Source organism: Actinoplanes flavus (assembly GCF_017592555.1).
GTDB lineage: Bacteria > Actinomycetota > Actinomycetes > Mycobacteriales > Micromonosporaceae > Actinoplanes > Actinoplanes flavus.
This window is the reverse complement of record NZ_JAGFNS010000025.1, coordinates 93645-117527: the sequence shown is the minus strand read 5'-3', so window position 1 is coordinate 117527 and position 23883 is coordinate 93645. Positions and strand designations below refer to the sequence as shown.

Here is a 23883-nt window from a genome sequence, read left to right as displayed (position 1 = left end):
CGGCATGCTCGGTCGGCTCGGTCGCCGGGTCGGCATGTCCCCGATTCCGCTCTATCTGCTGGCCGGCCTGGCGTTCGGCCAGGGCGGGCTGGTGCCGCTCTCGGCGAGCGAGGAGTTCATCGCGATCGGCGCCCAGATCGGGGTGATCCTGCTCCTGGTCATGCTCGGCCTGGAGTACTCGGCCGACGAACTGGTGGGCAACCTGCGTACGGCGGCGCCGGCCGGGCTCATCGACATGCTGCTGAACGCCCTGCCCGGAGCGGCGTTCGCGCTGCTGCTCGGCTGGGGCTGGGAGGCGGCGCTGGTACTGGCCGGCATCACCTGGGTGTCCTCGTCCGGGGTGATCGCGAAGGTGCTGAGCGATCTCGGCCGGGTCGGTAACCGGGAGACCCCGACGATCCTGTCGGTGCTGGTCATCGAGGACCTGGCGATGGCCTTCTACCTGCCGGTGGTGACCGCCGTGCTGGCCGGTCTGAGCCTGGCCAACGGCCTGAGCACGCTCGGGGTCGCGGTGGTCACGGTGATCGCCGTCCTGGTCGTGGCGATCCGGTACGGCGGTGAGATCAGCCGGTTCATGTCGGTGAAGGACCCGGAGGCCCTGCTGCTCAGCGTCCTCGGCCTGACGCTCTTCATCGCCGGGGTGGCCGGCGAGCTGAAGGTCTCCGAGGCGGTCGGCGCGTTCCTGGTCGGCATCGCCATCTCCGGGCCGGTGGCGCACCACGCCACCCAGATCCTGTCCCCGCTGCGCGACCTGTTCGCCGCGGTGTTCTTCGTCTTCTTCGGGCTCTCCACGAACCCGGCCGACATGCCACCGGTGCTGCTTCCGGCGTTCGCGCTGGCCGTGCTGACGATGCTGACCAAGGTGCTGACCGGATATCTGGCGGCCGGGCGGGTGGGCATCGCACTGCCGGGCCGGATCCGGGCCGGGCTGGCGCTGATGCCCCGTGGCGAGTTCTCGGTGGTGATCGCCGGCCTCGCGGTCGCGTACGGCGTCGATCCCCGGCTCGCCCCGCTCGCCACGGCTTATGTACTGATCACAGTGGTGTCCGGGCCGTTGTTGGCACGTCTGCCCGATTACGGCTGGTTCAAGGAGTGGGTGCGCAGGCGGATGGCGGCTCAACGGGCCGCTCAGAAACCGACGCCATCCCCGGAGTGACCTGCATCTCCATGGAAAAAGCCCAAAGTTACCGCCCAGTATCTGAATGTGAGCCCTTGACACTTCCCTAGCGGGACTCCACACGCTAACGTTGCGCGGCGACGACTCTGAGTATTGGGACGTTCGCCACTATGGTCGGCCAGTGATGTCGACCGCGTTGCGAACGGTTGAGTGAGGCGGCGGCGTGAGCGTGCGTGAAGCTACATTCCTCGGTTTCGGCAATCCGGTCGACCCCCGACCCGACGAGCTGCAGACCTGGGCATACAACCCTGAGTCGGTCCCGCTGAGCAGCATGCCGAAGGACTGGGATCTCCTGATCTCCGGCGACGTGCTCGGCCCGACGCTGTTCGAGCTCGCCATGGACCGGCAGTGCCCGGCCCGGCGGTTCGCGCAGCATTGCATGTACATCTACGCCGCGGACGGTGCGCGGCAGAACGCGAGCGGGCAGCGCAAGCGCCGGCTCAAGAAGTTCATCGAGCGCGCGGAGGAGGTCGGCGACGAGCCGATGCAGATCTGGGCGCACAACTGCCGGGTTCTGATGACCCGGCCCGAGCTCTTCGACCACCACGACTGGATGGAAGGTGGCCTGGTGCGCTACCCGCGCCGACTGGGCCTGTTCAATCGCCGCTGACCACGCCAGGTAGTCACGCGGTCACTACACGCTGTAGCGGCGGCCCGGATTCGGGCCGCCGCTGTCATTTGTCAGCGGAACGGCGCGGGCGCCACACCACCAGGGCTGTCGAGTGGGTCTCCTGGCGCACCAGATCGCGGCCCGAGTACGGGCTGCTCATCGCCTCCATCTGAGCCATCCGGGCGTACGCCGCCTCCAGCTGCTGCTCGAGCTCGGCCACCCGCTGCTGGAGGTCGCCGACCAGATGCTCCAGACCGATGATGCGCTTGATGCCGGCCAGGTTGACGCCCTCTTCCTGGCTGAGTTTCTGCACCTCACGCAGCAGTGCGACGTCGCGTTCGCTGTACCGCCGTCCACCACCGCCGGCCCGGCCGGGCTGAACCAGGCCGAGCCGGTCGTACTGCCGGAGGGTCTGCGGATGCATCCCGGCGAGCCGTGCGGCCACCGAGATGATCAGAACCTTCGCGTCGGAGGCCTGTTCTATCGAGATGTCGATCTCTTCGTACATGTACACCTCCCGAAACGGGTTCCTGCGACGCGGTCTAATCGGCCCGGCGCAGGCGGGCCTCGAGCCGCTCCCGCGCCGGCGGTGGGGTGAGCTTTCCGAACTTCTCCAGCGCGTCCCGGGCCTCGCCGGTGACGGTCGCCGGGATCTGCACGTCGACGGTGACGATCAGATCGCCGGCCTGGCCCTCCTTGCGCGCCACGCCCTTGCCCCGGGCCCGCAGCTTGCGGCCGCTCGGTGTGCCCGGCGGCACGCGCAACGTGACCGGGCCGTCCAGCGTCGGCACCTTCAGGTCGGTGCCCAGCACGGCCTCGACGATCGTGATCGGCACGGTCAGCGTCAGGTCGTCGCCGCTGCGCCCGAACAGGTCGTCGGGCCGCACCTTGACCTGCACGTACAGGTCACCGGCCGGACCGCCCCGGTCGCCCGGCTCGCCCCGGCCGCTGAGCCGGATCCGCTGGCCGTCGGCGACGCCCGCCGGGAACCGGACGTTGATCGAGCGGGTCTTGGTGACCCCGCCGGTGCCCCGGCACTCCGGGCACTTCTCGTCCACGATGCTGCCCGAGCCCTGACAGTCACGGCACGGCTCGGAGAAGCTGAACGAGCCCTGGTTGCTGGAGATCAGGCCGGTGCCGTGGCACTTCGGACAGGCGCGCGGGGTGGTCCCCGGTTTCGCGCCGTTGCCCCGGCAGGTGTCACAGGCGCCGGGGGTACGCAGTGTCAGTGGCAGCGTGGTGCCGCGAACCGCCTGCACGAAGTCCAGGGTGACCTCGGTTTCGACATCCCGCCCGCGCTGGGGCCCCCGCCGCGCGGTCGAGCCGGGAGGCTGCCCGCCGGAGAAGATCGAGCTGAAGATGTCGGAGAAGCCGGAGCCACCGAACCGGCGGTCAGCGCCCGGAGCGGCGCCACCGGAGAAGCCGCCGAACAGGTCGGACGGATCGAACTGCGTGCCGCCGCCGCCCCGCGCCCCGCGCCGGAACGCGCCCGAGCCGAACAGCGAGCGCATCTCGTCGTACTCTTTGCGCTTCTTGTCGTCGGCGAGCACGTCGTACGCCTCGGAAGCGGCCTTGAACTTCTCCTCCGCCTCCTTGTTGCCCGGGTTCCGGTCGGGGTGCAGATCGCGGGCGAGCTTCCGGTACGCCTTCTTGATCTCGTCAGGGGAGGCGGACCTGTTCACGCCGAGCACGGCGTAGAAATCCTTCTCGAGCCAGTCCTTCGAGCTCATGTCAGTCCACCTCCTCGAGTCGGCGACGTCCCGCCCGCCGGCGCACCGGCGGACGGGACATGATCATTGATCTCACTCCGGGTCGGCGACTGCGACCATCGCGGGGCGGAGCAGGCGCTCGCCCAGCGAATAGCCACGACGCATCACCTCGACGCAGGTCGGCTCGGAGACGTCCGCGGACGTCTGGTGCGCGACCGCCTCGTGGCGGTTCGGGTCGAAGGGGTCGCCCTTCTCCCCGAAGGCCACCAGGCCCAGCTTGCCGGTCACCGCGGTGAGCTGCTCGGCCACCGAGGCGAACGGGCCGACCAGGTCGCCGTGCTCGCGGGCCCGGTCGATGTCGTCCAGCACCGGGAGCAGGTCGGTGAGGACCTTGCCGGTGGTCTGTTCGGCGGCCGCGCCGCGGTCACGGTCGACCCGCTTGCGGTAGTTGGCGTACTCGGCCGTCACCCGCTGGAGGTCGTGGGTCCGCTCGTCGAGCTCGCCCCGCAGCGCCTCCAGCTCGGCACCGAAGCCGGGCTTGACCTCGTCGGCCGCCGGGGCCGGCTCCTCCTCGGGGGCGCGGTGCGCGCCGACCGGCTTCTGCACCGGCTCCTCGGCGGGAGTCTCCTCGGCCGTCTCCTCGATCTCGCCCTGGATGACTTCCCGCTCGGCCGCCGGACCGTCGTTCTCGTCGTCCCTGGCAGTCACTTCTTGTCGTCCTCCACGATCTCGGCGTCGACCACGTCGTCGCCACCGGCAGCCGGGCCGGTCGCGCCACCCGGCGCACCGCCCGCGGCGGCCTGCGGGGTCTCACCCTGCGAGTAGAGCAGCGAACCGGCCTCCTGGGAGACCTGGGACAGCCGCTCGTGGGCCGACTTGATCTTCTCGATGTCGGTGCCGCCGAGCGCACCACGCAGCTCGCCGAGCGCCTCGTTGATCTTGCTCTTGCTCTCCTCGGGGAGCTTGTCGCCGCTCTCCGCCAGGAACTTCTCGGTCTGCCACTGGAGCTGCTCGGCCAGGTTGCGGGCCTCGGCGTCCTCGCGGCGCTTCTTGTCGTCGTCCGCGTGGTCCTGAGCGTCGCGCATCATGCGCTCGATGTCTTCCTTCGGCAGCGCGGAGCCGCCGGTGATCGTCATCTTCTGCTCCTTGCCCGTGCCCAGGTCCTTGGCGGACACGTGCACGATGCCGTTCGCGTCGATGTCGAAGGAGACCTCGATCTGCGGGACGCCGCGCGGGGCCGGGGCGATGCCGCTCAGCTCGAAGGTGCCGAGCTTCTTGTTGTTCGCCGCCATCTCGCGCTCACCCTGGTAGACCTGGATCAGCACGGAGGGCTGGTTGTCGTCGGCCGTGGTGTAGACCTCGGAGCGGTGCGCCGGGATGGTGGTGTTGCGCTCCACCAGCTTGTGCATGATGCCGCCCTTGGTCTCGATGCCGAGGGACAGCGGGGTCACGTCGAGGAGCAGGACGTCCTTGACCTCACCCTTGAGCACACCGGCCTGGAGCGCGGCGCCGACGGCGACGACCTCGTCCGGGTTGACGCCCTTGTTCGGCTCGCGGCCGATCAGGCTCTGCACCAGCTCGGTGACCGCCGGCATACGCGTCGAGCCGCCGACCAGGATGACGTGGTCGATGTCGGAGAGCTTGACATCGGCGTCCTTGATGGCCGCCTCGAACGGGCCCTTGCAGCGGTCCAGCAGGTCCTGCGTCATCCGCTGGAACTCGGCGCGGCTCAGCGACGTGTCCAGGTGCAGCGGGCCGTTCGCCCCCGCGGTGATGTAGGGCAGGTTGATACTGGTGGTGGTGGCGGCGGACAGCTCGATCTTCGCCTTCTCGGCCGCCTCACGCAGACGCTGCAGGGCCATCTTGTCCTGGGAGAGGTCGATGCCGTGCTCGCCGCGGAAGGTCTTGACCAGGTGGTCGATGATCCGCTGGTCCCAGTCGTCGCCGCCGAGGTGGTTGTCACCGGAGGTCGACTTCACCTCGATGACGCCGTCACCGAGCTCGAGCAGCGAGACGTCGAAGGTGCCGCCGCCGAGGTCGAAGACCAGGACGGTCTGCTCCTTGGAGCCCTTGTCCAGCCCGTACGCCAGAGCGGCGGCGGTGGGCTCGTTGACGATCCGCAGGACGTTGAGCCCCGCGATCTCGCCGGCCTCCTTGGTGGCCTGACGCTGAGCGTCGTTGAAATACGCCGGGACGGTGATGACCGCGTCGGTGATGGTCTCACCGAGGTAGGCCTCGGCGTCCCGCTTGAGCTTCATCAGCACACGGGCCGAGATCTCCTGCGGGGTGTACTGCTTGCCGTCGATGTCGATCGACCAGTTCGTGCCGATCTCCCGCTTGACCGAGCGAATCGTCCGGTCGGGGTTCGTCACCGCCTGGCGCTTGGCGACCTCACCGACGAGCACCTCACCGTTGCGGGCGAAGGCGACGATCGACGGAGTCGTCCGGGAGCCCTCCGCGTTGGCGATGACGGTGGGCTCGCCTCCTTCCAGAACGCTGACGCAGGAGTTCGTGGTGCCGAGGTCGATGCCGACCGCACGTGCCATGGTGTTCCTCGCTTTGCTACCCGACAGGGTCTAGCTACCGACAGGGTTGAGTGGAACCGACTCAATGATGCCACGGGTCCGCACACCGTCAAATCGAAGTTGAGTCCGAGGGGCGCAAGTCAACGCGTGCGACATACCTGTCAGGTCACGGCATACCGGGACCCGTTGTCCTGGATGCATAGATCGTGCACGCTTTACCCGTGACGACGCACGGAGACGCGGTCGGTCCGTCGGCCCTTTCCGCCGTCCCCGCCGCATCGGATGAGAAACAGCAGGTCAAAGCGGCCATAGAACCACTTGATCGTACGGGGGGTGGCCAGGTCCGGCAGCCGAACCTGGAAAAGCTGCCGCCCACGGTGAAACGGCTCGCGACCGCGCTCACCCGATTGCGGGCAGCACTCGGCTCGGTCTCGTACCCCCTGGCGCTGCCCTCCGCGGACGAGGCCCGGCGGGTCGGCTCAGCCCTGATCGACCAGCTCGACGACTACCTGCTGCCCCGGCTCGCCCGGCTCGACGCGCCCCTGCTGGTGGTCGTCGGCGGCTCCACCGGGGCGGGCAAGTCGACCCTGGTGAACAGCCTGGTCCAGACCCCGGTGAGCACCGCCGGGGTGCTGCGGCCGACCACCCGCTCACCGGTTCTGGTGTGCCATCCGGACGATGTGGGCTGGTTCGGCCATGGTGGGCTGCTGCCCGGCCTGACGCGGACCGCCGCGTCGAGCACGGCATCCGACGCCCTTCAGGTGGTGACCGCCCCGACGATCGGGCCCGGCCTGGCCCTGCTGGACGCGCCGGACATCGACTCGGTGGTCGACCACAACCGCCACCTCGCCGCGCAGCTGCTGGCCGCCGCGGATCTGTGGCTCTTCGTCACCACCGCGGCCCGGTACGCCGACGCCGTCCCGTGGGAGCTGCTCACCACCGCCCGGCTCCGCGGCACGGTGATCGCCCTGGTCCTGGACCGGGTTCCGGTCGGCGCGGCCGCCGAGATCGCCGCCCACCTGGGCGAGATGCTCACCGCCAACGACCTGGGCTCCGCACCGCTGTTCGTGCTGCCGGAGACCGAGCTGGACGGGCGCGGCCTGCTGCCGGACTCGGCGATCGGCCCGATGCGCGTCTGGTTCTCCCAGCTGGCGGGGGACGCCAACGCCCGCGGCACGGTGGTCCGGCAGACCCTCGACGGCGCGCTCGGCGCCCTCGCCCCGGCGCTCGGCGGGCTCGGCGAGGCGGCCGACGACCAGGCCCGGGCGTCGAACGCGCTGGACGAACGGGTGGAGTCCGCCTACCGCAACGCGCTGCGCTCCGCCGAGGAGGGGCTGCGCGACGGCCGGATGCTCCGCGGCGAGGTGCTGGCCCGCTGGCAGGAGTTCGTCGGCACCGGCGACTTCCTGCGCAGCCTCGAGTCGCGGGTCGGGCACCTGCGCGACCGGCTCGCCGCGGCCCTCACCGGACGGCCGGCACCCGGGCGCAACCTGCGGGTGGCCATGGAGTCCCAGCTGGTGACCCTGCTGCGCGGGGTGGCCGCCGACGCGGCCGAGCAGGCGTACGCCGCCTGGCACGCGCACCCGGCCGGCGCCGCCCTGCTCGCGCCCGAGTTGCAGAAGGCCTCGGACGACCTGCCGCTGCGCGCCGACCGCATGGTCCGGGACTGGCAGCAGTGGGTCCTCGAGCTGGTCCGCCGGGAGGCGTCGGACAAGCGGGCGGTGGCCCGCGGCGCGGCGTACGCGGTGAACGGCGCCGGGCTGGCCGTCATGATCGCGGTGTTCACGTCGACCGCCTTCATCCCGACCGGGCTGGAGGTGGCGGCCGGCGCCGGCAGCGCGGTCGCCGGGCAGAAGGTGCTCGAAGCGGTCTTCGGCGACCAGGCCATCCGTACGCTCGCGACACGCGCCCGCACCGAGTTGATCACCCGGTTCGAGGAGCTGCTCGCCGTCGAGGCCGCCCGGTTCACCGAGCGGACCGCGGCGGCACGCCACGAGACGTCGAGCGGCGCCCTGCTGCGCCAGATCGCCGCCGAGGTGGAGAAAGCCAGGAAGGAACTAGCGTTGACCGGGTCCGGGTCATGAACGTGGCACAGAGGGTGCCCGGCAAGCGGGTCGACGGCGACGAGCTGGCCCGCCGGCTGGAGGCGCTGTCCCGGTTCCTGCGGGTGGCCGACCCGTACCTTCCGGACAGTGACCTGGTCGCCGCGCACACGCTGGTGGAACGGGCCGGCAACCGGCTCTCGCTGTCGCTCGACCACACCGTGGTGGCGCTCGCCGGCAGCACCGGCAGCGGCAAGTCGAGCCTGTTCAACGCGCTGGCCCGGTTCAAGCTCTCCCAGGTCGGGGTGCGGCGGCCGACCACCGGCACGGCGCACGCCTGCGTGTGGGGGCCGCTGGAGCCGGCGAACCGTCTGCTCGACTGGGTCGGTGTGCTGCCCCGGCAGCGGTTCGTCCGGGAGAGCGCGCTGGACGGCGACGACGAGGCGGCCCTGCGCGGGCTGGTCCTGCTCGACCTGCCCGACTTCGACTCGGTCGAGCGCAGCCACCAGCTCGAGGTGGACCGCCTGCTCGGCCTGGTCGACCAGATCGTCTGGGTGGTCGACCCGCAGAAGTACGGCGACCGGGTCCTGCACCGGGCGTACCTGTCCCAGTTCAGCGCTCACTCCGGCGTCACCATCGTGGTGCTCAACCAGGCCGACCGGCTCACCCCCGGCGACACCGAGGTGGTGCTCGGCGACCTGACCCGGCTCCTCGAGGAGGACGGGCTCACCGGCACTCCGGTGATCGCCTCCTCGGCCAAGCAGCCCGGCATGCTCCGGGAGCTCCGGTCCGCGCTGGAGAGCACGGTGGCCAACCGGCAGGCCGCGCTGCGCCGGCTGAGCGCCGACCTGGACGCGGTCGCCGAACAGCTGGGCGGCACGATCGGGCCGCCGGCCGCCGAGGACGAGGTGGACCGGGCGACCGTCCGGCAGTTGTGCGACGCGCTGGCCGAGTCGGCCGGAGTGCCCGGGGTGGCGGACGCGACCGCGGGCGCCTACCGGCACCGGGCCGCGGCGGCGACCGGCTGGCCGCTGGTCCGGGGGCTGCGCCGGCTACGGCCCGACCCGCTGCGCCGGCTGCATCTGGAGCCGGTCAAGACCGATGCGGTGTCCACGGATGTCGTTCCGCGTACCTCGGTGCCGGAGGCCGATGCCGCGCAGAAGTCGGCGGTCGGCCTCTCGGTCCGGGCCGTCGCGGCCCGGGCCGCCGCACCGCTGCCGGAGGTGTGGGCGCCCGCGCTGAACACCGCGGCCCGCTCCCGGGCGGCCGACCTGCCGGACGCGCTGGACCGGGCCGTCGCGCAGACCGACCTCGGCATGGAGCGGTCGCCGTTCTGGTGGCGGGTCGCCGGGATCCTGCAATGGGTGCTGCTGGCCACCGCGACCGCCGGGCTCGCCTGGCTCGTCCTCGGCTACGTCCTGACCGCCCTCGGGCTGCCGGAGTTCGACGATCCCCAAGTCGGCGCGGTTCCGCTGCCCACCCTGCTGCTGCTCGGCGGCATCCTCGGCGGTCTGCTGCTCTGGCTGCTGCTGCGCCCGGTCATCGAGGCCGGCGCACGCCGGGCGCGACGCCGGGCCGAGAAGCGGCTGCGGGCCGCGGTCACCGACGTCGGCCGGGGGTACGTGGTGGCGCCGGTCCGCGAGGTGCTGAACGCGTACGCCCAGGCGAGGGAAGCGCTCGCGGTGGTGCGCGCGGAGTAGTTCGGGCCACGCCGCGGGCGTAGGCTCGCGGCATGCCCGCACCCCGGACCGCGTACGACGCCGTGTTGCACGCGGCCCGCGACGTCACGAAACTGGGCTGCGCGCTCGATGCCGAGATGCTCGGCGCCGCGCTGCTCGGCAGTGTCTACGCGATGGCCGCGGAGGACCGCGCCGAGGCCGTGCGCGACTTCGTGGGCCGTTTCCTGACCGCCACGGTCCATTCCGGCACACCCGCCGCGGTGACCATCCGGGACGTCTTCGCCACCCTGGTCCCGGAGGCCGACGGCGCCGGCCGGGTCGGCCACGACCGGCGATCACCGTCGTGGGCCGGCCAGCTCGGCCGGGTCCGGGCCACCGGTTGCTGGGCCTATGGCGACGTGTACGGGGACCAGACGTCCTACCTGGTCACCTTCGCGTACGAGGACGCCGTCGCCGGTGGTCCCGAGCACGCCGTGGTGGCCCTCGTCGACCACAACATCGGCATCACCAAGGACGTCTTCGTGGCCACCTCGGCGGAGGCGCTGCTCGACCAGGTGCGGCAGATCTGCGCGGCCGACGAGCTGACCTGGTTCCGCAGTGAGGATCCGGGTCGGCTGCGCGACGAGGTCAGCCGGCACCTGGAGGTCACCGACGGTCTGAGCGAACTGCCGTCGGACGGGTCGCTCGCCACCGACCGGACACTGGCCGGGGCCCGGCTGGCCCTGCTGCCGGCGGCGACCACGCCGCCGCTCAGCGAGCCGTCCGGACCCGACGACACCGGCCTGATCCGGGACTTCCTGACCTCCCCGGAGGCGGCCCGGTTCGACCTGCCCACCGGGGCGGCCACGACACCGGAGAGCGCGTCGCTGGAGTTCTGTCTCAGCCTCCTCCTGGATCACGGCGCCACTCTGCCCGGCGCCGACCCGCTGCGCTGGAGCCCGGCCGTGGCCGGGTTGTTCCTGCTCGACTGGGTGCACCGGCGGGCCGTGCTGGACCTGGACGACGCGGCCATGCTGCCGCGGGTGGTTCGGGCCTGGTCGGCGTTCGCGATGCGCCGCCGGGGGCTGCCCACGGCCGCGGCCGAGCAGGCCGAGGCGGCGATGGAGGAGCTGATCCCGGAGTTCGCCCGCCTCTACACGACGGGCGAACGACGCAGCCCGGCCACGGCGGCGGTGGCTCAGCTCATCGCCGAGGGCGTGGACCCGAACGACACCGCCGCCATCGACGCCTGGCTGGAAGCCAACCGCGAGGAATGACCGGCTGGCGTCAGCGGCGATTGATGTAGTGGTCGGGGGCCCGGTCGGCGTGATGGCGGCCTACCCGGGAGCTGCGGTCACTGCGGCGGTCCTCCGGGTAGTTGGTGTGCTCGGCCCGGTGCTGACCCCGATACGGGCGGTTGGCGAGGCGGTTCTCCTCGGAGTTGGAGTCGCTGAGTAGGCGACGGACCGCGTTCCCGCCCGAGTAGCTCTGCTCGAGGATCCGGGACGAGCGGATGTTGTGGTTGTGATCGGTCATCGCTGACCTCCGACGGTGTCGGGGCCGGTCCGGCGACCGGCTGCCATGGACGGTGAAGCGGGGAGTGACCCGTGGTCGGGGCAGGGCGATTCGTCGTGGTCCGAGGAACCCCGGTCGGGTTCGTCGGGTACGGCGCGCGGGCCTGGTGTGGCCCTTCGGCCCCGGTTCGATGTGTCGGGCACGACCGGGAGGTCGCCCGCGGAGTGCTGATTCCGGGACGGTTTGGACGGCCGGTCCGGCCCGCCATCCCGATCCGGGGAACGCTGGTCCCGGGACGGACGGTCCTGGGACCAGCCGTCCGAGGAGTCGTCCGGGCGATAGCTATCCCGGTGAGGACGGTCCCGATGAGGACGGTCCCGGTCAGGACGGTCCCGGTCAGGACGGTCCCGGTCGGAGTGCTGACGGTCCCGGTCAGAACGGTCTTCGGATGAACGGGACGGCTCTCCGGGAACGGGTGGCAGGCCGGCAACGGACGGGAAAGGGGACGAGCGGGACCACTTCGGGACCTCGTCCTCTGCTGGAACAGCCGGCAGTTCCGGAACGGTGGGGATACCGCCGGGTGCGGAACGGGCCATCCGCTGAGGTTGGACCCGCTTCGGTCGGGCCGGTCGGGCCGGGACCGCCGGCCGCGACGGCACGACGCCGGCCGGAGGTGCGGACGGCACTGTCGGCGGCAAGACTCGCGCCGGCTTCCGATCCGGGGGCCGCGGAGACGTCCGGCCCTGGACGGGGGACGGAGGGAACACCCGGCCCGGGGACGGGATGTCCGCGTTCGGGGTGGTGGGCGACGAGGGCGAGGACGGGTGACGGGACGCGGCCGGACCGGACGGTGTGCCGGATTTCCCGGGGCGGGGGCGGTGGCCGTACCCCTGATCGGTGGGAGCCGCGACCGAGGGTGGCGGGAAAGGCCGCACCGGACCGCTCGCCGGAGGCGGCAGGAATGGCATGTCCATCGCGCCGGGCCGATCCGTGCCGGTGATCTCGCTGCGGCCGGCGGTGAGGACGGCGAGGGTGGGCACCGAGGCCAGCCCGACCAGGAGCGCGACCATCAGCACGTAGCGCCGGGTCGGCCCGGAGAAGCCGAGATCCTCGCGGTACACCCCGTTCAGGCGCTTGCGCAGCACCTTGAGCCGCGGCTGGTAGCCGTCGTCGTCGGGCAGGTGCGGCACGCGAGTATCCCCCCACTGGAAAAGATCGACTCGGATCAGTTCCGGTCACTGGGGATGAACGACGGTTGGCGAATTCCGCTGCGGCGCAGTAGGGCCATTCGTACCAAAGTGAGGGTACAAAAGTTACTAAAGCGGGCAAATACTGCCGACGATGCGTCGACAGGATCTCTTTTCGTGATCTACGCAGCCTGTAATGCGGCTCACTCTCTCTGTCAGGATGGGGGCGACGGCATCGCCGCTGTCGCCCTCCGCCGACCAAGCGGGGTGACAGCGTGCCGTCCCGGCGACCTGCCGGAGACCGCCGCGCGTCAACCCCACCCGGGCCAGGCGCGGCCCCCAGTGGTCAGCCGCGTGGCCGGGAGACACCCGCCGCGGGCTTAGTTGAGGAAACAGGAGACACGGATGGCGAAAGGCGAGAGCGTGGCCGGCAGCGACATTCCAGCCGGCGGCTTCGTCCAACTGCTGACCCCCGACGGGGAGCGCGTCGACACCGTCACCACGGCTGACGGGACGACGTACTCCGTCGACTTCACCGACGAGGAGTACCGCGGTCTCTACCGGGACCTGGTCACGGTCCGGCGTCTCGACAGCGAGGCGGTCGCCCTGCAACGGCAGGGTGAGCTGGGCATCTGGGCCAGTCTGCTCGGGCAGGAGGCGGCACAGGTCGGCTCCGGGCGGGCGCTGCGCCCGCAGGACATGGCCTTCCCGACCTACCGCGAGCACGGTGTCCTCTACTGCCGCGGCATCGACCCGATCATGCCGTTCGGCCTGTTCCGGGGCGTGGACCAGGGCGGTTGGGATCCGAACGAGTTCAAGTTCAACACCTACACGATCGTGATCGGCTCGCAGACGCTGCACGCGACCGGCTACGCCATGGGCGTCACCATGGACGGCAAGACCGGTTCGGCCGACGGCGAGGCGGTGATCGCCTACTTCGGCGACGGCGCGACCAGCCAGGGCGAGGTCAACGAGTCGTTCGTGTGGTCCGGCGTCTTCAACGCGCCGATCGTCTTCTTCTGCCAGAACAACCAGTACGCCATCTCCGAGCCCCTGGAGCGCCAGACCCGGGTCCCGCTGTACCGGCGGGCCGGCGGCTACGGCTTCCCCGGCATCCGGGTGGACGGCAACGACGTGCTCGCCACCTACGCGGTGACCCGGGCCGCGCTCGACAACGCGCGCAACGGCCAGGGCCCGACGCTGATCGAGGCGTACACGTACCGGATGGGGGCGCACACCAGCTCCGACGACCCCACCCGCTACCGGATCGCCAGCGAGGTCGAGGCGTGGAAGGCGAAGGACCCGATCAGCCGGCTCAAGGCCTTCCTGTCCAAGCAGAAGATCGCCAAGAAGGACTTCTTCGCCGAGGTCGACGCGGAGGCCAACAAGCAGGCCCTCGACCTACGGGAACGGGTGCTGGCGATGCCTGATCCACAACCCGTGACCCTCTTCGACAACGTCTACCCGAACGGCTCGCCGGAGATCGACGCCCAGCGGACCGCCTTCACCGAGTACCAGGCCTCGTTCGAGGGGAGCGCGCACTGATGATCACCCTGGGTAAAGCGCTCAACCACGGACTCCGCCGCGCGCTCGAGGACGACCCCAAGGTCGTCATCATGGGCGAGGACGTCGGCAAGCTCGGCGGCGTCTTCCGGATCACCGACGCCCTCCAGAAGGACTTCGGCGAGGACCGGGTCATCGACACCCCGCTGGCCGAGGCCGGCATCATCGGGACCGCGGTCGGCCTGGCCATCCGTGGCTACCGGCCGGTCTGCGAGATCCAGTTCGACGGATTCGTGTTCCCGGCGTACAACCAGATCGTCGCCCAGGTGGCGAAGATGCACTACCGCTCCAAGGGCAAGGTCCGGCTGCCGATCGTCATCCGGATCCCGTACGGCGGCGGCATCGGCGCGGTCGAGCACCACTCCGAGTCGCCCGAGGCGTACTTCGCGCACACCCCCGGCCTCAAGGTGGTGACCTGCGCCAACCCGGCGGACGCGTACACGATGATCCAGCAGGCGATCGCCACCGACGACCCGGTGGTCTTCTTCGAGCCGAAGCGCCGGTACTGGGAGAAGGGCGAGGTCGACCTCGACGCGCCGCTGAGCGGGGCGTTCCCGCTGCACTCGGCGCGGGTGGCCCGGCCCGGTTCGGACGCGACGGTGCTCGCGTACGGCCCGATGGTCCGGGTGGCGCTCGACGCCGCCACGGCCGCCGCCGAGGACGGGCGGGAGCTGGAGGTCATCGACCTGCGCACGCTCTCCCCGATCGACTACCCGGTGATCTTCGAGTCGGTCCGGCGGACCGGCCGGGCGGTCGTCGTCCACGAGGCGCCCGGCAACGTGGGTCTCGGCGCGGAGATCGCGGCCCGGATCACCGAGGAGTGCTTCTACTCCCTGGAGGCGCCGGTGCTGCGGGTGACCGGTTACGACATTCCGTACCCGGCGGCCCGCGTCGAGGAGGAGTATCTCCCCGACCTGGACCGGGTGCTGGACGCCGTCGACCGTTCCTTCGGCTGGTGACGCCGATGTCGCGGATCAAGAAGTTCAACCTGCCCGACCTCGGCGAGGGGCTGACCGAGGGCGAGATCCTGGCCTGGCTGGTCAAGGTCGGCGACACGATCGAGCTGAACCAGCCGATCGTCGAGGTCGAGACCGCCAAGGCGGCCGTCGAGATCCCCGCCAAGTGGGGCGGCGTGGTGACCCGGATCTTCCACGAGGCCGGGACGGTCGTGGAGGTCGGCCATCCGATCATCGCCATCGACACCGAACCGGGCTCGCCCCTTCCCGATTCACCCGCGCCGGCTCCGGCTGCGGCCCCGGTTTCAGCTCCGGCTCCGGCTGCGGCTCCTGCCGCCGACGAGGCCGAGGCCGGCCTCATCGGCGGACCGGCACCTGGCGGGCGCACGGCCGTTCTCGTCGGTTACGGCCCGCGGACCACCAGCGCCACAAGACGACCCCGCATCGGTACGCCCACCGCTCCCACAACCGCGGCAACGGCACCGACCCCGCCTCCGGCGGCTACCGAGGTCCGTCCGGCCGAACCCGTAGGCCCGGCCAACGGGGCCGTCCGTACCGGTCCGGTGCTGGCCAAGCCGCCGGTGCGGAAACTCGCCCGGGATCTCGGCGTCGACCTGGCCGCGGTCAAGGGCACCGGTCCGTCGGGGTCGGTGACGCGGGAGGACGTACACCTGGCTGTCGCTGCTCCGGCACAGAAGCCGGCGCCGGTGGCGGCGAGCCCGGCCACCGCGGTCTTCGACGCCTCCCGGGAGCAGCGCATCCCGATCAAGGGGGTGCGGAAGCTGACCGCGGAGAACATGGTCGCGTCCGCGTTCACCGCGCCGCACGTCACGGAGTTCCTGACGGTCGACGTGACCCGCACGATGAAGACGCTGGAGAAGCTGCGGAAGCGCCGGGAGTTCGAGGGCGTCCGGATCTCGCCGCTGCTGCTGGTGGCGAAGGCCGTGCTGCTCGCGGTCAAGCGGCACCCGATGGTCAACTCGTCCTGGTCCGGGGCGACCGGCGAGATCGTGGTCAAGGACTACGTGAACCTCGGCATCGCGGCGGCGACCGAGCGCGGGCTGATCGTCCCGAACGTCAAGGACGCCGGCCGGCTCACCCTGCGGGAGCTGGCCGAGGCGCTGAACGAACTGGTCCGGACCGCGAAGTCGGGGAAGACGCCCCCGGCCGACATGTCCGGCGGCACCCTCTCGATCACCAACGTGGGGGTGTTCGGCATCGACACCGGGACCCCGATCCTGCCGCCCGGCGAGTCGGCGATCCTGGCGTTCGGCGCGATCCGGCCGACGCCGTGGGTGCACAAGGGCAAGATCCGGATCCGCGAGGTGACCACGCTGGGGCTCTCCTTCGACCACCGGATCATCGACGGCGAGCTGGGCTCCCGGTTCCTGCGCGACATCGGCTCCTTCCTCGAGGACCCGGAGGGGACACTGCTCAGTTGGACCTAGAGTCTTTCGGCCTGTTTGGCGGTTGACTTTCGATCCTTAGGCTCATGACCGGGATCACCCCTTGAATCGATGGCCACGTGCCCGGTGGAGACGCATAATTGAGTCAACACCGGGACGTGCGCCGGGGGGTCCGCCACAAGCGGGCAGGCGGCGGCGTCAGACCGACAGCCGGCCACCGCCGGGGAAGTGAGCACCGCCATGGACACCATGATCGACCGTTTCCGCCAGCGTCGCAGGATCAGCCGCGAGAACCGCGCCATCGACCGCGCTCTCCAGTCGGCGCCCACGCAGGCGATGCGTGACGAACTCGCGATACTCGCGCAGCGCCGCCCCTACTGATCTCACCGATCGGGGCAACTACCACGTCGAACGGCCCGTCCGGATCACCCGGGCGGGCCGTTTCGTGTCCCATCACACTTCTTGAAGATCGGGCACTCGTCACCTCCGGGCGTACACCGGGATTCCTCCCGCCGCGGCCGCCCGGTACCGTGGGCACGGTCCCCAACCCGGCACGGCCGGTCGGCGCGGAGACCGGGGCCACCGGCGGTTGTCCGTCCGCGACGGTCCCAGCACGGCCAGGCCGGAAAGCTGGCACGGCCCTTTGGCGGAAGGTCGCCGGTGGGGCCGCGTCCGTGCAAAGCTGGCACGGCCGCATCGATGAGGAGGCGCGTATGACGTCCGAGGGGCAGAACGCCGGTCAGCCGGCCGAGGCCACGTCGGGCGGACCCACGTCGGGCGGGTTCCCGCACGATTCCGACGGTCAGCGGATCGCCGGCCGGGCCTCGGCGGCCCCGTCGCCCGCTGAGGGCTTCCCCAATTCGTACGGTCCTCCGCCGGCCAGCACCCCCGGTGGCGGTTCGCCGTTCGTCGTGCCCGCGGTGTCCACCTTCGGCGCCGGCGCCGGCCAGGGCGGCACCTCCTACGGTTCGGCCCGCGTGCCGCAGCCCGACGGTGACGAGCAGCCCCAGCGTGGGAGCGCCTCGCCGTACGGATCGGTGTCGCCCGAATCACCGTACGGTCCTGCCTCCGGCGCCTACGGCACCTCCGGCACCGCCCGGCCCGACGGTTCGCCGTGGGCGCCGTCCGGTGCCGAGCCCGCGGCAGCCGCGTTCCCGCCCGCCGGCCGGCCCGCGCAAGCCTCCGCGTCGGTGCCGCCGCCCGCCGCCGACAATCCGGCCGGCGGCGCACCGCTGAAACTCAGCGCCAGCGGACTGCCCACCCGGACCCCCGGTGCGACCGCGCCCGAGGACGGCGGCCTCGGCCACACCCCGTTCTCCGCCTTCGGTGACCAGCCGGTCCGCGTGCCCGGCGCCAGCCTCGGCGACCTTCCCGACGGTTCCGGGTCCGGCCCGGCCGGTTCCGCCGGCTCCGCGCCCGGGTCCTTCACCGCCGGACCGGCACAGAACAGCTGGATGCAGAGCGCCCGGCCCGCGGAGACCCCGGCCGATGCGGCCTCGGCCCGCCCGGCCGCCGACACCTTCCCGTCCCGGCGTGGCGACGGCGGCGGCTTCCCGCTGCGCGCCCCCGCCGGTCCGCAGGTGGAGTCTGACAACGGCTCCGCGCCCAGCCTCGACCTGCCGATCCGCAGCCAGCAACCGTTCGGCGGCGCCCAGCCCGAGACGCCCGCCGGCGACCCGGCCGGCGGTTCCGGCTTCCCGCAGCGCGTCCCCGGCGCGGCGCTCTCCTCCGGCGGCACCGTTCCGGCGGCCGGCACGCACAGCGCACCGCCCGCGGCGGACCCGCTCAGCTCGCTCGCCGGGCCGGACCAGCGCGGTTCGTTCCCCGGATCCGGGCCGGAGTCCCGTGTCCCGTTCCCGGAGCCCGGTCTTCACGGCTCGCCGGGCGCCGACCCGCGCGGTTCCTTCCCCGGGGCCGACACCCGCGCCGCGTACCCGGGTGCCGACACCTCCTTCCCCGGGGCTGACGCCTCAGCGGGGGCCGACGCCTCACTGCCGCAAAGTGATTCGCAGAGCGCGTCGTCCACGGTTCCGCAGCCGCGCGACCCGGGTCCCAAGCCCGCGGTCGGCTCGGCCCGGCCGGTCACGGCCAGCGCCTCGGTGCCCGGTGTCCGGGTCACCCCGCCGGCCGCCGGCGAGCTCCCGCCGCCCAGTCCGGCCCCGCAGGCCCGGGTCTACGGTCGCGCCGCCCCGGCCTCGGCCGACGAGCCGGAAACCGGTTCGGACGAGGCGCAGTCCGGCGGTTACGGCGCGGCTCCGTTCTCTTCGCCCGCCGCTTCGCCGTATGGCGGTGACGCCCCGGAGGGTTCCTTCGGCGGCTTCACCTCCGGTCAGCAGTCGGAGGGCCCCTCCGGCGGATTCGGCGTGACCAAGCCGCAGAACGACTTCGGACCGTCCCAGCAGGACGAAGGCTCGTCCAGCGGTTACGGCCTGCCGCCACAGAGCGAAAGCCCCTCCGGCGGTTACGGCCTGCCGCCACAGAGCGAAAGCCCCTCCGGCGGCTACGGCCTGTCCCAACCGGGCGACTCGTCTGACGGCTTCGGCCGGCCCCAGCAGAGCGACGGCGCCTCGGGTGGTTACGGCTCGGCCCCGCAGGGCGACAGCTTCGGCCAGCCCCAACCGGGCGACGGTCTCTCCGGCGGCTACGCCCCGCAGAGCGACAACGGATACGGCCAGCCCAAGCCCGGCGACGGTCTCTCCGGCGGCTACACCCCGCAGAGCGACGGCGGTTTCGGGCTTCCGCAGCCGAACGACGGCCCCTCGGGCGGTTTCGCACCGCACAACGACGGCGGCTTCGGCCAGCCGCAGCCGGGCGACGGGTCCTCGGGCGGTTACACCCCGCAGAACGACAACGGATACGGCCAGCCCCAGCCGGGCGACGGCGGTTTCGGACTTCCGCAGCCGAACGACGGCGGTTTCGGGCTTCCGCAGCCGAACGACGGCCCCTCGGGCGGTTTCGCACCGCAGAACGACAACGGCTTCGGGCTGCCGCAGCGCGGCGCCGACGATCGTGGTTCGAGCGGGCGCGCCTCGATCCCGCCGCCGTCCCGGCCGGACGGCGAGGCCCCGTCGGGCGGATTCCCCCCGAGCGGCCGTGACGGTATAGGCGGTCCGGCCGGTGACGGTTTCGGTGGCTTCCCGCCGCCGGCCGGTGACAGCCCCGGCGTCGCTCCGCAGTCCCCGGCTCGGGCGACCGCCCGGGCATCGGCCAGCGCACGGGTCGCGCCGCCGGAGGCTGCGGGCAGCGCTTCGCCGTACTCGATGCCGGGTTCGCCACAGTTCCCCGGCCAGGGTGCTTCCGGGATGCCGGGCTCCCCGCAGTTCCCCGGAGCGGGCGGCCCCGCGATGCCGGGGTCGTCGCAGGGTCCTGGCCAGAACGACTCCACCATGCCGGGTTCGCCGTTCCCCGGAGCGGGCGACTCCACCATGCCGGGCTCCCCGTTCCCCGGAGCGGGCGCGCCCGGATCGCCGCAGTTCCCGGGGCAGGGCGACACCACCATGCCCGGCTCGTCCTACCCGGGCGCGGGTGAGCCCACGATGCCGGGATCCCCCCAGTTCCCCGGCACGAACGCTCCCGGAATGCCCGGATCGTCAGCGTTCGGTGCGCCGTACAGCGATCTCACCACCGACATCGCCGGCCGGGGCAACGCTCCGAGCGGCCTGCCGGACCAGTACAACGAACACACCACGGATGTGTCCGGCCGAGGCAACTCGCCGTACGTTCCGGCGCCCGCGCTCCCGCCACTCCCCGGTGAGCAGCCCGGCGGCGGGGCCTACCCGAACAGCCCGGCAGCCCGCGCCACGGTGACACCGCCCGGCCCGGAGGACACCACCAGCTGGCCCGGCCCCGCCGAAGAACAAGGCCGATTCGACCAGTTCAAGGCCACCGAGACCGCACCCCCGCCCGCCAAGCCGAACGTCAAGACCGTGCCGGTGGCCCTAGCCGTCGTACTCGGCGCCGCCATCCTGCTCGCGGTCGTGTTCGGCCTGGTCTACCTGATCTCGGGCATGGGCGACGAAGAGTTCAAGGTCTCCAAGGGCGAATGCGTCAAACGCGAAGGCAGCAGCCCCGTGGTGGCCCCCTGCTCGGAGGCCGGCACGTTCGAAGTCGTCTCGATCGTCAACGCCAAGGGCCAGTGCGCCGACGCCACCCAGCCCTACATCGTCGTCCCCAAGGACAACGGCGACCAGGTCCTCTGCCTGAAGGCCAACTGAGCTTGCTTTGCTCCGCTGAGCTTGCTTTGCTCCGCTGAGCTTGCTTTGCTCCGCTGAGCTTGCTTTGCTCCGCTGAGCTTGCTTTGCTCCGCTGAGCTTGCTTTGCTCCGCTTCGCTCCGCGGCAAAACGCCTTGTAACCGGTGACGAGGCAGGTGATTTCCCGCCGCCAGCAAACCCCGCTGGCGTCGGCAAATCACTTGCCTCGTCACCGGCGGCGTTTTGCGGTTGTGCCCGTCACACCGCCACGCCGCTCAACGTGACCGTTCCGCAGCCAGGACGAGTTCCGTAGGGATGGATCTATCCAGCTGGCTCCCAGCGCTGGCTCGAAGGCCTTGAACAGCTCTCACAGCCAGCCAGATCTTCACGGCTGGCTGTCTCAAGCTGTTTCGGAGGGGCTTGAGACAGCTCTGAGAGCCAGCTGGATGTCCCGACCGGTCGCATCGCGCTGCTTCAAAGGGGCTTGAGACAGCTCTGAGAGCCAAGTGGATGTCCCGACCGGTCGCATCACGCTGTTTCAGAGGGGCTTGGGAAAGCTCTGGGAGCCAGCTGGATCTTCCGACCGGTCGCATCGCACTGTCTCGATGCCGCCGAAACAGCTCCAGAATAACTTCGATCTTCACGGCTGGCTCTGAGCGGTTTCGAAGTGCTTGTGGCGGCCCTCAGAGGGCGGTAAGGGAGATTGGCCGGATCGGCGAACGCGAGACCACCGCGGCCGCGACCGCCGGATGACTCCGCGAGCAGATCAGCCTGCTGACCACTGAGTTGACCCGCATCGATCGTGAACTGGCCGACCTGGCCACCGCCCGCACCATGCTGCGCGAGCCGGCCGCGGCCGAGTTCACCGCCGACGACCCGACCGTCGTCAGTGCCGCCTACCAGCAAGTTCCTCGCCGTCCTCGGCGCGGCGACCGCCGGCATGCGCGCCAAAGACGTCTGCCTCGCCCTCGGCATCGAGCCGCTCCCGAAGCACGTCGAAGGCGCCCGCGCATAGCTGAAACGCCTGGTCACTCGCAGACTCGCCACCGAGGACAAGCCGGAAATATTCGCTCTGATCCGGAAACAGACCTATCTCCCTTACCGCGCTCGGAGAGCCAGCTGGATCTTTGGTTGGGGCCGGAAAGTGCGAGGCAGGCGCTTGCGATCGTCTTCGAGGTTCGGAGGTTCGGTTCGCGGGCCGGCTCGGAGGTGGTTGCCGGGCGGCGGGGTGAGGCCGAGGCCGGGAGGGCGAGGCCCGGGTCGCGAAGGCGAGGCCCAGGTCGCGAAGGCGAGGCCCAGGTCGCGAAGGCGAGGCCCAGGTCGCGAAGGCGAGGCCCAGGTCGCGAAGGCGAGGCCCAGGTCGCGAAGGCGAGGCCCGGGTCGGGAAGGCGAGGCCCGGGTCGGGAAGGCGAGGCCCGGGGTCGGGAGGGTGGCGGGAGTGGGCAGTAAGGGTGCGGCTGTGGTCGTACCGGTAGGGGGTGTGGCGGTGGGAAGTGGTGGGGGCGCCGGGGTGGGGAGGGGGCCGGGCCGGTGAGGCACGATGGGCGGATGGAATTTCGCGTGCGTGCGCCCGAACTCAAGGGTCGCGGTTGGCTCAACACCGGCGGAAAGGCCCTCACCCTGGCCGATTTGCGGGGCAAGATCCTGGTTTTGGATTTCTGGACGTTCTGCTGCATCAACTGCCTGCACGTCCTGGATGAGCTGCGGCCGCTGGAGGAGAAGTACGGCGACGCGCTCGTGGTGATCGGCGTGCACTCACCGAAGTTCGAGCACGAGCGTGACCCGGTGGCGCTGGCCGCCGCCGTCGAGCGGTATGGCGTGCATCACCCGGTCGTCGACGACGGGGACATGCATATCTGGCAGCAGTACGCCGCGAAGGCCTGGCCGACGCTGTCCGTGGTCGATCCGTCCGGCTACCTGGTCGCCTCGATGGCCGGCGAGGGGCACGCCGAGGGTCTGTCCCGGCTGATCGACGAGCTGATCGTGAAGCACGAGGCGGACGGCACCCTGCACCGCGGCGACGGCCCGTACGTTCCTCCGCCCGCCCCGGAGGGTCTGCTCCGTTTCCCGGGTAAGGCGATCGAGCTGCCGAACGGGAATCTGCTGGTCTCCGACTCGGCGCGGCATTCGCTGGCCGAACTGTCCGCGGACGGTGAGACGCTGGTCCGCCGGTTCGGCAGCGAGGTCCGGGGTGAGCCGTTCAGCGAGCCGCAGGGTCTGGTTCTGCTGCCCGGGGCGGTGGCCGGAGTGGCGGGCTACGACGTGGTGGTCGCCGACACGGTGAACCACCAGTTGCGTGGCCTGAACCTGGACACCGGGGAGGTCACGCTGGTGGCCGGTTCCGGTCGTCCGTGGCGGTCGGCGGTCGACGATCACGCCCACGACTCCCTCGCCGCCGACCTGTCGTCGCCGTGGGACCTGGCCTGGTACGACGACCGCGTGATCATCGCCATGGCCGGCATCCACCAGTTGTGGTGGTTCGATCCGATCAAGCGCACGGTCGGTGTCTACGCGGGCACCACGGTCGAGGCGCTGCGGGACGGCCCGCTGCCGGATGTGTGGATGGCCCAGCCGAGTGGCCTGTCGGTCAGCGCGGACGGGAAGCGGCTGTGGATCGCCGACAGTGAGACGTCGGCGCTGCGGTATGTCGAGGACGGCGTGATGCACACCGCGGTCGGCCAGGGTCTGTTCGATTTCGGTCACGTGGACGGCCCGGCGGGTGAGGCGCTGTTCCAGCACCCGCTCGGTGTGGCGGCGCTGGCCGACGGTTCGGTGCTGGTGGCGGACACCTACAACGGTGCGGTGCGCCGTTTCGACCCGTCAAAGGCGGAGGTGTCCACGGTGGACGCGAATGTCGCCGAGCCCAGCGACGTCCTGGTGACGAGGGACGGGCAGGTGATCGTGGTGGAGTCGGCCGCGCACCGGCTGACCCGCCTGGCCCCGGGCGTGGTGCAGACGGTCAGCGGGGAGCGGCACAGGACCGAACGCCCGCCGTCGCACCTGGCTCCGGGTGAGGTCACCCTCGACGTGATCTTCACGCCCGCGCCGGGCCAGAAGCTGGACTTCCAGTTCGGGTCGCCGCTGCGGTTGGTGGTGTCGGCGTCGCCGGCTGAACTGCTGCTGGACGGCGAGGGCACCACCACCGACTTGTCACGAAAAATCGTGCTCAACCCGGACGTGCCGAAGGGTGTGCTGCAGGTCGTCGCCCAGGCCGCGACGTGCGATGTGGACGCCGAGTTCGGCGCCTGCCACCTGACCCGCCAGGACTGGGGTGTGCCGATCGTGATCGACCCGGACGGTCCCGACCGGCTGCCGCTGATCCTCCGCGGCATGGATGCGTGAAC

17 protein-coding genes are annotated in these 23883 nt (G+C 71.3%); 12 read left to right on the top strand and 5 right to left on the bottom strand.

The window, feature by feature from the left end; translation table 11 throughout:
* The first annotated feature begins 4 nt into the window (after positions 1-4).
* Together J5X75_RS31650 and J5X75_RS31645 are read left to right on the top strand one after the other, a co-directional pair.
* A complete protein-coding gene (locus tag J5X75_RS31650) occupies positions 5-1156 on the top strand; it encodes a cation:proton antiporter (protein WP_238490230.1) in 1152 nt (383 codons plus the stop codon).
* Positions 1157-1340: 184 nt separating this feature from the next.
* Positions 1341-1787, top strand: a complete 447-nt coding sequence (locus J5X75_RS31645; RefSeq protein ID WP_183225756.1) for a hypothetical protein — start codon at positions 1341-1343, stop codon at positions 1785-1787.
* A 64-nt stretch (positions 1788-1851) separates the two neighbouring features.
* On the opposite strand, the gene J5X75_RS31640 is transcribed toward J5X75_RS31645, so the two are convergent.
* The 4 genes from J5X75_RS31640 to dnaK form a co-directional block, all read right to left on the bottom strand.
* A complete protein-coding gene (locus tag J5X75_RS31640; protein ID WP_208471228.1) occupies positions 1852-2295 on the bottom strand; it encodes a heat shock protein transcriptional repressor HspR in 444 nt (147 codons plus the stop codon).
* A 34-nt stretch (positions 2296-2329) separates the two neighbouring features.
* Positions 2330-3517, bottom strand: a complete 1188-nt coding sequence (dnaJ, locus tag J5X75_RS31635) for a molecular chaperone DnaJ (RefSeq protein ID WP_208471226.1) — start codon at positions 3515-3517, stop codon at positions 2330-2332.
* Positions 3518-3589: 72 nt separating this feature from the next.
* Positions 3590-4204, bottom strand: coding sequence for a nucleotide exchange factor GrpE (gene grpE, locus J5X75_RS31630; RefSeq protein ID WP_208471224.1), 615 nt, complete (start codon positions 4202-4204; stop codon positions 3590-3592).
* Complete coding sequence (gene dnaK, locus J5X75_RS31625; protein ID WP_208471223.1) at positions 4201-6042, bottom strand: molecular chaperone DnaK; 1842 nt, start codon at positions 6040-6042, stop codon at positions 4201-4203. Before dnaK ends, grpE begins: the two co-directional genes overlap by 4 nt.
* 200 nt (positions 6043-6242) lie before the next feature.
* Between dnaK and J5X75_RS31620 the strand changes: the two genes are divergently transcribed.
* From J5X75_RS31620 to J5X75_RS31610, 3 genes are read left to right on the top strand one after another with little or no spacing between them, the layout of a single operon-like run.
* The gene (locus tag J5X75_RS31620) at positions 6243-8105 is read left to right on the top strand and encodes an ABC transporter (protein ID WP_372450989.1); all 1863 of its coding nucleotides are present in this window, start codon (positions 6243-6245) and stop codon (positions 8103-8105) included.
* Complete coding sequence (locus tag J5X75_RS31615; RefSeq protein ID WP_208471214.1) at positions 8102-9763, top strand: GTPase; 1662 nt, start codon at positions 8102-8104, stop codon at positions 9761-9763. Before J5X75_RS31620 ends, J5X75_RS31615 begins: the two co-directional genes overlap by 4 nt.
* Positions 9764-9795: 32 nt before the next feature.
* The gene (locus J5X75_RS31610) at positions 9796-10998 is read left to right on the top strand and encodes a hypothetical protein (RefSeq protein ID WP_208471209.1); all 1203 of its coding nucleotides are present in this window, start codon (positions 9796-9798) and stop codon (positions 10996-10998) included.
* A gap of 10 nt (positions 10999-11008) precedes the next feature.
* Here J5X75_RS31610 and J5X75_RS31605 read toward each other — a convergent pair whose 3' ends face one another.
* Positions 11009-11257 carry a hypothetical protein gene (locus tag J5X75_RS31605; protein WP_208471208.1) on the bottom strand — a complete coding sequence of 83 codons (249 nt, stop codon included), beginning with the start codon at positions 11255-11257 and terminating at the stop codon, positions 11009-11011.
* Positions 11258-12828: 1571 nt separating this feature from the next.
* On the opposite strand from J5X75_RS31605, the gene pdhA reads away from it, so the two are divergent.
* The 7 genes from pdhA (at position 12829) to J5X75_RS31570 (ending at position 23881) form a co-directional block, all read left to right on the top strand.
* Entirely contained in the window at positions 12829-13968 is a 1140-nt protein-coding gene (gene pdhA / locus J5X75_RS31600) for a pyruvate dehydrogenase (acetyl-transferring) E1 component subunit alpha (RefSeq protein ID WP_208471207.1), read from the top strand.
* Positions 13968-14945 (top strand): alpha-ketoacid dehydrogenase subunit beta, encoded by a 978-nt coding sequence (locus J5X75_RS31595; RefSeq protein WP_208471206.1) that lies wholly within the window; start codon positions 13968-13970, stop codon positions 14943-14945. Before pdhA ends, J5X75_RS31595 begins: the two co-directional genes overlap by 1 nt.
* A gap of 5 nt (positions 14946-14950) precedes the next feature.
* Positions 14951-16390, top strand: a complete 1440-nt coding sequence (locus J5X75_RS31590) for a dihydrolipoamide acetyltransferase family protein (protein WP_208471205.1) — start codon at positions 14951-14953, stop codon at positions 16388-16390.
* Positions 16391-16588: 198 nt separating this feature from the next.
* A complete protein-coding gene (locus J5X75_RS31585) occupies positions 16589-16729 on the top strand; it encodes a hypothetical protein (protein ID WP_208471204.1) in 141 nt (46 codons plus the stop codon).
* A gap of 332 nt (positions 16730-17061) precedes the next feature.
* Positions 17062-20562 (top strand): LppU/SCO3897 family protein, encoded by a 3501-nt coding sequence (locus J5X75_RS45665; protein WP_208471203.1) that lies wholly within the window; start codon positions 17062-17064, stop codon positions 20560-20562.
* A gap of 866 nt (positions 20563-21428) precedes the next feature.
* Positions 21429-21554: a hypothetical protein gene (locus J5X75_RS45660; protein WP_274383718.1), complete on the top strand. Its 126-nt coding sequence runs from the start codon at positions 21429-21431 to the stop codon at positions 21552-21554.
* Positions 21555-22087: 533 nt separating this feature from the next.
* Entirely contained in the window at positions 22088-23881 is a 1794-nt protein-coding gene (locus tag J5X75_RS31570) for an NHL domain-containing thioredoxin family protein (RefSeq protein ID WP_208471202.1), read from the top strand.
* The last annotated feature ends 2 nt before the right edge of the window (positions 23882-23883 follow it).